The organism is Chryseobacterium sp. CS3K3.1 (assembly GCF_059515165.1).
The window spans coordinates 64,009-76,678 of record NZ_JCAKRV010000010.1 but is presented as its reverse complement, the minus strand read 5'-3'; the positions used below and the strand labels follow the sequence as shown (position 1 = coordinate 76,678).

General features: G+C 34.4%; 14 protein-coding genes. 2 read left to right on the top strand and 12 right to left on the bottom strand.

Features of this window, described 5'->3' with window-relative positions; genetic code table 11:
- Positions 1-11: 11 nt before the first annotated feature.
- Positions 12-389 (top strand): MliC family protein, encoded by a 378-nt coding sequence (locus AC5YGI_RS11360; RefSeq protein ID WP_496168366.1) that lies wholly within the window; start codon positions 12-14, stop codon positions 387-389.
- 88 nt (positions 390-477) lie between these two features.
- The gene (locus AC5YGI_RS11355) at positions 478-1,242 is read left to right on the top strand and encodes an exodeoxyribonuclease III (protein ID WP_330747429.1); all 765 of its coding nucleotides are present in this window, start codon (positions 478-480) and stop codon (positions 1,240-1,242) included.
- Positions 1,243-1,310: 68 nt separating this feature from the next.
- Here the strand turns inward: AC5YGI_RS11355 and AC5YGI_RS11350 are convergent, their stop codons facing one another.
- The 12 genes from AC5YGI_RS11350 to AC5YGI_RS11295 form a co-directional block, all read right to left on the bottom strand.
- Entirely contained in the window at positions 1,311-1,682 is a 372-nt protein-coding gene (locus AC5YGI_RS11350; RefSeq protein WP_227943010.1) for a septal ring lytic transglycosylase RlpA family protein, read from the bottom strand.
- A 568-nt stretch (positions 1,683-2,250) separates the two neighbouring features.
- Entirely contained in the window at positions 2,251-2,961 is a 711-nt protein-coding gene (locus tag AC5YGI_RS11345) for a hypothetical protein (RefSeq protein WP_330747430.1), read from the bottom strand.
- A 21-nt stretch (positions 2,962-2,982) separates the two neighbouring features.
- On the bottom strand, positions 2,983-3,597 hold the full coding sequence (locus AC5YGI_RS11340; protein WP_330747431.1) for a hypothetical protein: 615 nt from the start codon (positions 3,595-3,597) through the stop codon (positions 2,983-2,985).
- Between the two features lie 396 nt (positions 3,598-3,993).
- Positions 3,994-5,295: a 30S ribosomal protein S12 methylthiotransferase RimO gene (gene rimO / locus AC5YGI_RS11335; RefSeq protein ID WP_496168362.1), complete on the bottom strand. Its 1,302-nt coding sequence runs from the start codon at positions 5,293-5,295 to the stop codon at positions 3,994-3,996.
- Between the two features lie 95 nt (positions 5,296-5,390).
- Positions 5,391-5,936, bottom strand: coding sequence for a dTDP-4-dehydrorhamnose 3,5-epimerase (gene rfbC / locus AC5YGI_RS11330; RefSeq protein WP_330747432.1), 546 nt, complete (start codon positions 5,934-5,936; stop codon positions 5,391-5,393).
- A 14-nt stretch (positions 5,937-5,950) separates the two neighbouring features.
- Positions 5,951-6,520: a sugar transferase gene (locus AC5YGI_RS11325; protein WP_330747433.1), complete on the bottom strand. Its 570-nt coding sequence runs from the start codon at positions 6,518-6,520 to the stop codon at positions 5,951-5,953.
- A 15-nt stretch (positions 6,521-6,535) separates the two neighbouring features.
- Positions 6,536-7,672, bottom strand: a complete 1,137-nt coding sequence (locus AC5YGI_RS11320; protein WP_496168359.1) for a DegT/DnrJ/EryC1/StrS family aminotransferase — start codon at positions 7,670-7,672, stop codon at positions 6,536-6,538.
- 20 nt (positions 7,673-7,692) lie between these two features.
- Complete coding sequence (locus tag AC5YGI_RS11315) at positions 7,693-8,286, bottom strand: acetyltransferase (protein ID WP_330747435.1); 594 nt, start codon at positions 8,284-8,286, stop codon at positions 7,693-7,695.
- 9 nt (positions 8,287-8,295) lie between these two features.
- Positions 8,296-8,898 carry a sugar transferase gene (locus AC5YGI_RS11310; protein ID WP_330747436.1) on the bottom strand — a complete coding sequence of 201 codons (603 nt, stop codon included), beginning with the start codon at positions 8,896-8,898 and terminating at the stop codon, positions 8,296-8,298.
- Between the two features lie 42 nt (positions 8,899-8,940).
- Entirely contained in the window at positions 8,941-10,122 is a 1,182-nt protein-coding gene (locus AC5YGI_RS11305) for an O-antigen ligase family protein (RefSeq protein ID WP_496168356.1), read from the bottom strand.
- A gap of 35 nt (positions 10,123-10,157) precedes the next feature.
- Positions 10,158-11,390, bottom strand: coding sequence for a glycosyltransferase family 4 protein (locus tag AC5YGI_RS11300; protein WP_496168354.1), 1,233 nt, complete (start codon positions 11,388-11,390; stop codon positions 10,158-10,160).
- Positions 11,391-11,404: 14 nt separating this feature from the next.
- Positions 11,405-12,577, bottom strand: a complete 1,173-nt coding sequence (locus AC5YGI_RS11295; RefSeq protein ID WP_496168351.1) for a hypothetical protein — start codon at positions 12,575-12,577, stop codon at positions 11,405-11,407.
- Positions 12,578-12,670 lie beyond the last annotated feature (93 nt).

The following is a 12,670-nucleotide window of genomic DNA, read 5'->3' as shown; positions in this document are numbered from 1 at the left end:
AATATCTATTTATGAAAAAACACATTTTTATTGCAGCAGCATTTTCAGCATTATTTTTAACCTCATGTAATAAAGAAAAGACAACAACAGATTCCACTTCCGCTTCTGTAGACAGTGTTGCATCCAAGCCATCTGATTCTGCAGCTGTTTCAGGTACTCAGGATGAAATTGTAAAAAGTACTTCGAAAGACAAGAATGGGAAAACCCTGGATATGACTTTCAACAATACCAAAAATACGGCTATTGTAGTGTTCAACAATGAAACCATTGAGCTTCAGGGACAAAAGCCTGCATCAGGAATATGGTACAAGAATGACCATTATGAACTGAGAGGAAAAGGCGAGGAAATAGAACTGACAAAAGACGGTAAAACAGTTTTTAAAAATTAAAATCACTTACTCAGTATATAAAAGTCGGATTTGAAATTCAGAGCCGGCTTTTTTTATTTCCCTACATTTGAAAAAATTTATTTTGTTTATGAGATTAATCACTTACAATGTCAATGGAATCAGGGCGGCTTTTACGAAAGATTTTCTGGGCTGGCTGAAAACTGCCGATCCGGATATTATCTGTATTCAGGAGAGCAAGGCCGGAAACGACCAGATAGACATCGAAAGTCTTGAAAAATTGGGATATCACAGTTATTGGCACTCAGCGGTAAGAAAAGGCTACAGCGGGGTCGGAATTGCCTCAAAAATAAAACCCAACCACGTAGAGTATGGTTGTGGTATTGAAAGCTATGACAATGAAGGAAGAATCATCCGTGCAGATTTTGACGGATTTTCTGCGATTTCGGTATATGTTCCCTCTGCATCTAATATTGAGAGGCTGGATTTTAAAATGCAGTTCTGCCATGACTTTCTGGAGTATATCAAGAATTTAAAAAAAGAAATTCCTAATCTTATTATCTCCGGAGACTTTAATATCTGCCACGAGGCTATCGATATTCACAATCCTGTCGGTTTAAAGAATGTTTCAGGGTTTCTTCCGATGGAAAGGGAATGGATGACCAATTTTATCAATGAATGCGAACTGATTGACAGTTTCAGGTTCTTTAACAATGAACCTGACAATTATACCTGGTGGAGCTACCGGCAAAACTCAAGGGAAAGAAATAAAGGCTGGAGGTTAGATTATAACTTCACTTCGTATAGCTTAAAGGATAAGCTCAGCAGAGCTGTCATTTTAAAGGAAGCAGTACATTCTGACCATTGTCCTGCTTTATTGGAATTGGATGTATAATCAATGCTATATTTATCCATACAAAAAGCCAGCTGATCAGCTGGCTTTTTTTAATTTAAATCATAAAATTAATCGACAATTTCATATTCGACCGGAATAGTACCATGATTGATATCTCCAATCTCATCGAACGCAGCTTTAGACATATCTAAAGATCTTGATGAATGGTAAGGCCCTCTGTCATTAATTCTCACTATTACCTCTTTACCATTTTTAAGGTTGGTTACCTTAACGTTTGTTCCAAATGGAAGCGTTCTGTTTGCTGCAGTAAACTTTGAATTATCAAAGATCTCTCCGCTAGCGGTTTTTCTACCGTTAAATCTATCGTGGTAGTACGATGCATAACTTGTTTTTTTCGCATCTAAGGTATTACCTGTAAAAGAGTAAACACCTAGGGTTGAAATCATCATTATGATTACGAGAATGAATCTTTTCATCATTTTGAACTTTTATTGGTTTTGACGGGACAAAAGTATCAGGAATCTTCAGAAAACCCTACTCGATATGTTAAAAACAGTTAACAAAACACTAATAAAAAGTTAACAATCCTTGCAAAGCACTATAAACAGGGGTTTTAGGTCACACTGTTAAAAAACGTTAAAAAAAGACTTAAAAAGTTAACATAATTAACTAATTCATGCATAATTTAAAAACCACAAATTTAAAAAATGTTGATAATCAATATTTTACAAAAACAACAAAGTTAAAATAAAATTTCAAAACTGCTTTTTAAAATTTTAAAGTCTTAAAATTTAACTTTAGGAAAAACTTTTGTCAGAAGTGCTTTAGATTCATCTGTGGAGATTCAGCAATTGATTTTTAACACCTTTTTATTTTGTTAAAATGTAAAGTCTGATTCATTTATCAGCCCATATTTAATTTCAATTGCTCAAAAAGTGATTTAATCACGATGTATTACCCCCGAAAAATAAAAGAACATCCTTCTCTGTAAAAAGCAAAAAACCAATGATTTCTCATTGGTTTTTTATTATATAATTAAGTATTATACTATTTTAAATATTCTAAAACATAATCATATGTCCCACTTGGATATACTACAGACATACTAGGAGAACCTGTAATTGCATTACCTGCTGTAGTAGCTATTGTATAGGAATATAAACTTCTATCATAAACAATGTTTGTACCTGCTTTATAGATAGTGATTGCATACATTGCTGTCATCCCTGTAGGAGAAGGAATACTAACTGCTGTAGAAGTCCCACTTGCTGTAAAGGTTCCTTTAATTGCATAAACCTGTTTGCTATCTACCAAAGTACCAGTAACAGTTTCAGTGGTAAGTACATTTACTTTACCAGAACCTCCCATTGGTACCCATCTACCGTTGGTAATATTACCTGGGTTACCCGGATTGGAGAAATAATAGAATCCAGGAGCAACAGCTGTTGTTACACCCTGACCTGCTGCTGTATTTCCAGTAGCAGTATTATATACTACCATACCGTCAAAGTCAGAAACAATAACAGTATTATCCATTGGAGAAGTATCAAAAGTAAAAGTAGTTAAATTTGTTCTAGGAAACCCTAAACCTCTACCATAGCTTTGGTTTGCTAATCCTTCAAAATTACTACCATCCATGAAATAGTTTGTATTATTCAGGGCTGATGTAGTGTTCCCATTAGTTATAATTTGGGCATTAACATTTGCACTAAGGAACAATAATACTCCACCTGCTATAGTTAAGAAAATATTTTTCATTTTAATTTATGTTTTTATATATTAATTTCTACCTGAAACAAGATACCAAGTTGTACCGTTACTATAAATCTGTATAGCAGCAATTCCCGTAAGAGAAGTCATACCTTTAGGTGTAGCAACACCGTCGGTACCTGTAAACTGTAAAGTACCACCTGTTTGGTTTCTTATATAGATTGTTCTTCCGTTATAAGCGGTAGGGGTCGGTAAAGTAAGTTGTGTTCCACTGGTAAACTCCCAATAATCAAAATTAGAGTTTGTCCAGTCATAAGCAGTAGAAGCCGCTTGTGCTAAGTTCATTCTGAATGGAGTTGCAGGAGCAGCGCCTCCACCTAATGTTTTCCATGTACTGGATGGTGCATCATAGTAATAAAACCCAACTGCTGTTACATTTACAGTTTTTGTTGAGGCTGTACCATCTATAGTAGTTACAAAAGTAAGAGCACCATTTTGAGCAGCTGTATACGCAGCATCTTTGGCTGTTAGCTGAGCTCTTGTTAAACGAGGGGCCAATAACGCATCAGGTCTAGCATTGTCAGTAGTGTTTGCTACTACATCTAAAGTCGCGGCAGGTGTGGTTGTGTTAATCCCCACTCGCCCTTGTTGAGCTTTAGAAACAGCCGAAAGGCCAACAAGCATAATTGCTGTTAATAAAAATTTTTTCATAAGTTTTTAAAGATTTTTAATTACATTTTTTTTCATCAATATTTCCAAAAAGAGATGATACATCTCAACTTGTGAACATTAAAATAAACCAAAATAATACAATAACTATTTCAATTGACTTTTAGCTTATTTAATGATTAACTTGCTGAAAGCACATGATTTAAAAATATTGCTTCTTGTGCAAATTTAAGCATAATTTTCGATTTTAAATACATTATAAAGAAAATTAAAAATTCTTAATTACACAAAAAAACAATAATCATTTGATTATCAATAAAATAGAAATATACTACCGAGAAAATTCTATGTTAATTTTCATTAATAATTTAATTCGGAAATACTATTTTCACTTGATTAGTAAGCCTTTAGCTAAACTAATTCTCCGTATAGGTCAAATTCTTCGGCAGAAGTTATTTTCACGTCTGCAAATTCACCAATCGAAATATAAGTATCTTCAGCTGAAACCAAAACCGTATTATCTACATCCGGTGAATCGTACTCAGTTCTTCCGATGAAATAATTACCTTCTTTACGGTCAAAAATACATCTGAATACTTTACCGATTTTTTCCTGATTTTTTTCCCATGAAATCTGAGACTGCAGTTCCATTATTTTCTCTACTCTAGCCTCTTTTACTTCCTGAGGAATGTTATCTTCTAAAACATGGGCTGTCGTATTCTCTTCATGAGAATAGGTAAAACAGCCTAATCTGTCAAATTTTTGTTCTCTTACCCAGTCTTTAAGCTCCTGAAATATCTCTTCTGTTTCACCAGGATACCCAACGATAAGCGTTGTTCTGATGGCCATATCAGGAACTTTTTCTCTGAATTTTCCTAAAAGGGCATCTGTTTTCTCATGGGTAGTTCCTCTCTTCATAGATTTCAGTAAATCTGAATTGATGTGTTGAAGAGGAATATCTATATAATTACATACTTTAGGCTCTTCACGGATAATATCAAGAACATCTTCTGGGAAACCGCTTGGGAAAGCATAGTGAAGACGAATCCATTCCACTCCTTCTACTTTCACCAATTCTTTTAAAAGATCACCCAGTGCTCTTTTTTTATAAAGATCCAATCCATAGTACGTAAGGTCCTGGGCAATAAGAATCAATTCTTTCGTTCCTTTTTTAGCCAGTTTCTGAGCTTCTAACACCAGTTTTTCGATTGGCGTTGAAACGTGACCTCCTCTCATCAATGGGATCGCACAGAAAGAACATGGCCTGTCACAGCCTTCAGAAATTTTAAGGTATGCGTAATGTTTGGGAGTTGTTGTTAATCTTTCTCCTACCAGTTCATGTTTATAATCTGCTCCCAGATGCTTCAAAAGTACCGGAAGATCTCTTGTTCCGAAATATTGATCTACATCCGGAATTTCTTTGATCAAATCCGGTTTATATCTTTCAGATAAACATCCTGTAACAAATACTTTCTCGACCTCGCCTCTGTTTTTAGCGTCAACATAATCCAGGATGGTATTGATAGATTCTTCTTTGGCATTATCAATAAATCCGCAGGTATTGATGACCACAATGTCCCCACGGTCTTCATGAACCACTTCTTTGCCATTGGCTTTCAGCTGGCTCATTAATACTTCAGAATCATATACATTCTTGGAACATCCAAGAGTGACTACATTGATTTTCTTCTTCCCTACAGATTTTGTACGCATCGTTTTGATTTTGAGTCTGCAAAGATACAAAATATTGGAGAGTTAGGATTAAAAAATAAAAACCACTTTATAAAAGTGGTTTTCAGGGATATGCTTTAAAAGTTTTTTTCTTTAAATCCGGGAGCGTTCTGATCTTTTTCGGAAAGTATGGCATCTTTTTCATCAACCTTCCAATCAATATTAAGATCAGGATCGTTGAATTTTACACTGCCTTCTGATTCTTTATTGTAAAAATTATCACATTTATAAGAAAATACAGCATGGGTACTTAGTACAGCAAAACCATGTCCGAAACCTCTCGGCACATACAACTGTAATTTGTTTTCAGCAGTAAGTTCTATTCCGAACCATTTTCCGAATGTAGGAGAATCTTCTCTAAGATCTACAGCCACATCCCAAACGCTTCCTTCAAGACAGGAAACCAGTTTTGCCTGGGCATGTTCTCCTTTCTGAAGATGCAGGCCTCTTAATACTCCGTAGGAAGATCTGGAAATATTATCCTGCACAAAGTGCCCGTTCATTCCGGTAAGTTCCTCAAATTTTTTTTCGTTGAACTTTTCAAAGAAATAGCCTCTTTCATCTTCAAAAATAGTAGGCTCTATGATGTAGCAGTCTTTAAGCGGGGTTTCTTTAATTTTCATAATAGTTAAAAACTCTATTTCAATGTGGTTATTAATGTTTTAAACAAGATCTTGATATCGTTTTTGAAAGACATCTTTTCAAAATACTCCAGATTCATTTTTACTTTGTTCGGAAATAACACTTCATCATTGTAAGCTAAAGGATCTTCCTGGTTTTCCAGAAGGTATTCTTCGTCTCTGTATTTAATACTTGCTTCACAGGTAAGCCCGGGTTTCAGCTCCAGAACTTTCCTGTCTTCTCCGACAAGTTTATCGTAATACCCTTCAATATCAGGCCTGGGACCTACAAAACTCATATCACCTTTTACAATATTAAACAATTGCGGAAATTCATCGAGCTTAAATTTTCTGAGAGTCTGCCCTATTTTTGAGCATGTTCTCTTCTGTTCATGAATTGTTTTAATTTTAAAAATGGTAAAAGGTTTTCCATACTGCCCTATCCGGGTCTGAAAAAAGATTCCGTTGGAAGATGTATCCAGACTTGCAATCACAAATAAAATAATCAGCACAGGCATAAGAAAAAGGATCAATAATGCCGCTAAGGCAAAATCAAAAACTTTTTTCCAATATTTGTACTGATTCATTAAATTCAAATAATATTAAAGTCCAAAGTAAGAATGAACAACCTTTGCTATCCTTTCTTTGTCATCCTCTGACAGATTAGAGCCTGAAGGAAGGCATAATCCGTTATCAAAAAGTTTTTCAGAAACATTCCCGCCATAATAAGGAGAAGTTTCAAAAACCGGCTGTAAATGCATAGGTTTCCAAAGCGGTCTTGATTCTATATTGTCTTCTAAAAATGCAAGTCTTAAACCTTCTCTGTTTTTTCCTGTCATTTCCGGATCAACAATCACTGCAGATAACCAGTGGTTGGAATAAAAATCTTCATTCGACTCTGAGAGTACAGTTACCCCTTCAATATTGCGGAAAAGGTCAACATAGAAATTGTGCATTGCTCTACGGGCTGCAACCCTGTCCTTAAGCACTTCCATCTGTCCTCTTCCTATTCCTGCTACAATATTGCTCATTCTGTAGTTGAAACCGATGTGTGAATGCTGATAGTGGGGAGCATTGTCTCTGGCCTGTGTAGAAAGGAAAACGGTTTTATCTTTATCTTCCTGAGTATGACAAACCAAAGCTCCGCCTCCGGAAGTGGTAATAATTTTGTTTCCGTTAAAACTTAAAATCCCAAAACGTCCGAATGTTCCGCAAGCCTGTCCTTTATAAGTTGAGCCAAGGGCTTCAGCAGCATCTTCTATCAAAGGTATCTGGAATTCCTGAGCAATGGCAGTAATTTCGTCCATTTTTGCCGGCATACCATACAGATGTACGACAATGATTGCTTTAGGTTTTGTTCCTTTTTGGATTCTGTCTTCGATGGCTTCTCTCAGCGCTTTAGGGCACATATTCCATGTAACCGGTTCGCTATCAACAAACACAGGAGTTGCTCCACAATACGCAATTGGATTGGCTGAAGCAGAGAAAGTCATGGATTGACAGATCACCTCATCGCCATGTACAATTCCGCATTCGATAAGAGCAAGGTGTAATGCTGCAGTACCTGCAGACAGTGCAGCCACTTTTACACTTCCTCCTAAAAACTGCTCCAGGTCACCTTCAAATCCGTTAACATTAGGTCCCAACGGAGCTACCCAGTTTTCTTCAAATGCTTCGTTGATGTATTTTTGTTCATTCCCTCCCATATGCGGTGAGGACAGCCAGATTTTAGTATTCATATTTTTGATTAGTAACTTGTTTATATAATATTTTTCTTGATAATTCTCCCCGGATTTCCAACAATAACTGAATAATCGGGAACATCGGTAATGATGACCGCACCGGCACCAATTACACACCATTTTCCTATTTTGATTCCCTGGATTACAGAAGCTCCTATTCCAATCTGAGAGCCTTCACCTACTTCCACTCCTCCGGCAAGTGCTGAATTAGGAGAAATATGAACAAAATCTTCAATCACACAATCATGATCTACAGATGCATTGGTATTGATGATACAATGTTTTCCAATGGCCGTATCTGCATTAATGACCACGCCTCCCATGACTACTGTTCCCTCTTCTATTTTCACAGAACCTGAAATGATTGTTTTGGGATGTATTAAAGTGCCCATTTCATGATTAATCTGTTCTGCAATTTTCTTACGGGTCAGATTATTTCCAATTGAAATAATAAGTTTTTCTTTATCATCCGGTAAATTATTCAGAACCGGAAATCCATAGCATTCCTTTTTAGTGACATCCTGATCTATGAATGCCTTAATTTTTATGTCATTAGCAGCAGCAATATCTGCAATTACCTTTCCATGTCCGCTTGCTCCAAATAAATACATAGCTATTATTTAATTTCCTTGAAATGGTTCTATGGTAACGTGTCCATCGGCTGAAATACCTTCTCTTATAAAAACTTTCTTTATAGTAAGAAATATTATTTTTAGATCCAGAATAAAGGATACATGATCCACATACCAGACATCTAAATTAAACTTTTCTTCCCAGGAAATAGCATTTCTACCGTTAATCTGTGCCCAGCCGGTAATTCCGGGTCTCACTTCATGTCTTCTTGCCTGATGCTCATTATAAAGCGGCAGATATTGTACAAGAAGAGGTCTGGGGCCAATAAGAGACATATCTCCTTTCAAAACATTAATTAACTGTGGAATTTCATCCAGAGATGTTTTACGGACAAATGAACCCACTGCTGTTAATCTTTCTGCATCTGATAAAAGATTTCCATTGGAATCCTTTTTATCATTCATTGTTTTAAACTTTATAATTTTAAATACCTTTCCGTTCTTCCCAGGTCTTAACTGAAAGAAAAATGGTTTTCCATCATTGGATAGGAACAATCCTACCATCACAATAAGAAAAATCGGAAGCAATAAGGTAATTCCCATCAGAGAAAATACAAAGTCGAAAATCCTCTTTAAATAATTTTTATACATTCTTAAAAGTTAGATACATTCGTCATAATACATCATGAGATTCTACTCAGTTTCTTCTGTTTTTGCTGTATTACTAATCCCAATAATTATTGAACTAAAGTACAAAAATTCCGGTATATTAAAAAGATTACAAGATGTCTGTACGAGTGTAAAATATTGCAAAAATAAAGCAAAAATCAGTTTATAGTATATATTACTTTTTTTTATGTTCAAGAATATAGAAGCATTTTGGAATACCTTCAAAAATTTTAGAAAATAAATAATTAACCCCAGAATGCCGGTAGCCATTAAAAGCTCTAAAAAGATATTATGTGGGTGAACTCCATCATTAAATAATATTCTTCCTCCTAAAAAAGGGTTTGAATTAAAAATTTCAATGGCTCCTCTATATAGTGGGCCTCTGCTTGATGTATCTCCCTGGGCAATCCATTTATACATTCTATTGAAGCTTGCTATTTGTTCATCTCCATATTGTTCGTGGAGAAAAATCAGTGCTATAAATGACAAGGCCATTATAACTGCATATAACACATATTTTTTGTTTTCCTTCAAAAGAATAAGGTAAAAAGAACATACAAAAACCGCAATTAACGGGCTTCTTGCCATAGATTGAATCACATTAAAGATTCCTAATAAAAGACAGAAGAATAAAAAATAAGAATTATAGTCTTTTTTACAAAATAAAAGTAAAAATAACGATATAATAAATAATGAGGCTCCAATATGGCCATACATTATGTAATATGTACTAAAAATATGATCTAAGTTTATATAGCCATATATGTAATTGAAAACAAGAAGGGCACATAAAACTGAGATACAGAGTTTTGTAATACTTTTGAAATTTACTTTGTTGTAATTAATACATAATAATGCAATACTTGGTACAAGTACTATAAATAAAATCCTGAAAATATCTTCATTTTTTGATTGTAGTACTTCCTGATTAAAAGAATAATTATTGAACGAATAGATAAGTTTGATGATATAAAAAATCCAAAATCCAATAAGGCTTACCAGTGAAATATTTTTAAAACTAATATTTTTTCTTTCTCTATAGATGATAAATATAGAAAAGACAATAATAAAAATCCGATACGGTATAGAAAAGTCCCTGGGATTCATTTCTAATGGTTTTGCAAAAGAAATGGCAACAGTATTTCCTACCATAACAGATAACAGGAATAGTTTATCAATGAAATTATTATTAACAGTAATTTTCAAAATAAAGCCTATTTTTTATTTCAGCCAGTGCAAAGCTACTTCTTTTGCTTTACGGAATGAAATAAAATAGCATCCATGTACTTTTTCCCCAGTACCGGATACGTTCTGTTTTCAAAAATCCATTGTCTCCCTTTGTTGCCTATGGTCATTCTTTCCTCGGAACTCATATTGGCATAAAATAGAATTGCGTTTTTAATATCTTCTGCAGATGTACTGTTGATAAATCTACCGCAATCCGCTTCATTAATCATGGAAGGATATCCTGTATAAGAAGCTATTATAGGTTTTGCAGCCAACATATATTCAACCACTTTATTCATAGATTGCCCATAATCCCATACTTTCGAATCTTTCGTAGACAAATAAAGAATATCACAAGCTTCGAGGAAAAATTTAACTTCAGTTTGCTGGATTCTTTGTAAAAATGTAACATTGGAACAACCTTTTAGCTGTTCTTCGTAAGATTCTCTGAGATCACCGCTTCCAACAAGTACAAAATGAATATGACGATCTTCCTTCATGGTCTTTATTGTTTCAATAAAAGGCTCCAATGCATTGGTAACTCCCATACTCCCAGCATAGCCAATAATTACTTTATCTGATGGCATTACCTCCAAAAACGGATTCTTTTCTTTTAAAAAGTCTTCAGAATAGTTATCAGGATCGAATCCTAATGGGGAGCAATGAAAAGGTCTTTTATACCCTAATAATTGTTCTACATGTAAATCCAGCCTCGGCATTGTTCCTGCAACCAAATCAGCTTTCTTATATCCAAATTTTTCTATGAACCCTATCAGTAAAACAAGAGGATGCCATTTTGAGAACCCAGCTTCCTCCGTCATCGTTAAAGGCCAGATATCACGGATTTCAAAAACCAAAAAGCTTCCAAACTTCTTTTTCAGATAATAACCATAAATAATGGTAAAAATAGAAAGTGAAGAAACAATAACCACATCAGGCTTTGCCATCCCGGAAAGTTTCATTGAGAAAAGCTTTCTTTCAAAATCAAACCAGGACAATATTCTGTCTATAGATGCGGTTTTGATATATTTTTTAGTTTTAATCCATCTTATAGCCACTCCATCCTGCTCTTCATCGTTATATATTTTATCAGTTTCAGGACAATGGGTGAAATGATTAGAATCTGAAGTTATCATGAGGGTATTATTTCCCTGTCTTTTAAACTCTCTTGCCAAATAAAACAACCGTGAGGGAACTTTTGCGTATTGTGGCGGTGAGGCATATTTGGAAATCAGCCAGATATTCATCAGTAGGTATGTGCTTATTTTAAATTTATAATTTCTTGAAAATACCCTTTATTATCATTGATATAAGGATTTTGATTAGAATAATATGAATATTTAAGTGAAATTTTTTCATACATCATATTCACCTCATCTGTATCCAGCATCTTCCACCATCCATAGAAAATATGGGTATAATCCTCAGAAGGTGATAATCCCTTATCCCCTTTTTTAAGATTACTTCTAAAGTTGCTATTATTCCCATCAACGAAATTATTGAAAGAATAAGTTTCATCTTTAGGATTATATACTGCAATATTATTCAACAATTGTTTTGAAAGTAATGTGTTAAGCTTGTTGAGATATTTAAATTTTGTATCATCAGATTGAAATGCTAGTTTCAGAATATGAAGATAGGCTGGCATCCTTGAAAAGTGAGAAGCATCCCAATTAACACTCTGATTTTTTTTAAGCACTACATCCTGAAAATTAGGATGGTCCTTCCAGACATTTGGCTGCAGATACCATACATTATCCTGAAATACTACTTTTTTCTGCATTACCTGATAAAAGAGGTTTCTAATGTTTATCAAATCCCTGGTAACAGTAATTGAGGCATCTTTTTCTATAAGTGAAAGACTAACCCCAGTTCCCATGATATAAAGTTCAAGATCTGTAAATGCGCTATAATAGCTCATATCTCCATTATATTCACCACTCAGCAAATACTGTACTCTTTGCTTTACTCCATAGAATTTCCTGGATTCTGCTTCCCAAATATTTGCATAAGTATTGTTCCAATAGTTTAATATTTCCTTTCTGATGAAATTAAACATTTTTGTTTTTTCTGCATCGCCACGTATTCCGCTTCTTCTGAGATATTCGGAAACTGTAAAATAGAAAGTTCTTTTGCTTAAATCATCTATATCTGCTCTATTCTTTATGGTAAGCAGCCTTTCATACGTAAAAAGGATCTGCAGTCTTTTTATAATTTCCTGATTTTTTGTATCATAACCATATTGTATCGGGATATATAAAAAGGCGGCACAATCATAAGCTGCATTGGGCCAGTTTGCCATTTTTGTTTCAGAAGCAAAAATATCATTGTAATGATTGATGAGATTGACAATTTCTGTGGTTTTCAGATTTTGTTGTCTGAACACAGGTTCCACCACTATTAATGATGTTTTGCTTACAGATGCTTGTACCATCAAGCAAGTGCTGATGGTACAAAACAAATAAATAAAAATAAACCTCAGTTTATAAATTAATAAATTTTTCATCTATAAATAGGCATTTATAAT

What these genes read in the sequence shown, in the direction of transcription:
- AC5YGI_RS11360 (WP_496168366.1), top strand. Translation starts at nt 12, where the DNA reads ATGAAAAAACACATTTTTATTGCAGCAGCATTTTCAGCATTATTTTTA.
- AC5YGI_RS11355 (WP_330747429.1), top strand. Translation starts at nt 478, where the DNA reads ATGAGATTAATCACTTACAATGTCAATGGAATCAGGGCGGCTTTTACG.
- AC5YGI_RS11350 (WP_227943010.1), bottom strand. Translation starts at nt 1,682, where the DNA reads ATGATGAAAAGATTCATTCTCGTAATCATAATGATGATTTCAACCCTA.
- AC5YGI_RS11345 (WP_330747430.1), bottom strand. Translation starts at nt 2,961, where the DNA reads ATGAAAAATATTTTCTTAACTATAGCAGGTGGAGTATTATTGTTCCTT.
- AC5YGI_RS11340 (WP_330747431.1), bottom strand. Translation starts at nt 3,597, where the DNA reads ATGCTTGTTGGCCTTTCGGCTGTTTCTAAAGCTCAACAAGGGCGAGTG.
- rimO (WP_496168362.1), bottom strand. Translation starts at nt 5,295, where the DNA reads ATGCGTACAAAATCTGTAGGGAAGAAGAAAATCAATGTAGTCACTCTT.
- rfbC (WP_330747432.1), bottom strand. Translation starts at nt 5,936, where the DNA reads ATGAAAATTAAAGAAACCCCGCTTAAAGACTGCTACATCATAGAGCCT.
- AC5YGI_RS11325 (WP_330747433.1), bottom strand. Translation starts at nt 6,520, where the DNA reads ATGAATCAGTACAAATATTGGAAAAAAGTTTTTGATTTTGCCTTAGCG.
- AC5YGI_RS11320 (WP_496168359.1), bottom strand. Translation starts at nt 7,672, where the DNA reads ATGAATACTAAAATCTGGCTGTCCTCACCGCATATGGGAGGGAATGAA.
- AC5YGI_RS11315 (WP_330747435.1), bottom strand. Translation starts at nt 8,286, where the DNA reads ATGTATTTATTTGGAGCAAGCGGACATGGAAAGGTAATTGCAGATATT.
- AC5YGI_RS11310 (WP_330747436.1), bottom strand. Translation starts at nt 8,898, where the DNA reads ATGTATAAAAATTATTTAAAGAGGATTTTCGACTTTGTATTTTCTCTG.
- AC5YGI_RS11300 (WP_496168354.1), bottom strand. Translation starts at nt 11,390, where the DNA reads ATGAATATCTGGCTGATTTCCAAATATGCCTCACCGCCACAATACGCA.
- AC5YGI_RS11295 (WP_496168351.1), bottom strand. Translation starts at nt 12,577, where the DNA reads ATGGTACAAGCATCTGTAAGCAAAACATCATTAATAGTGGTGGAACCT.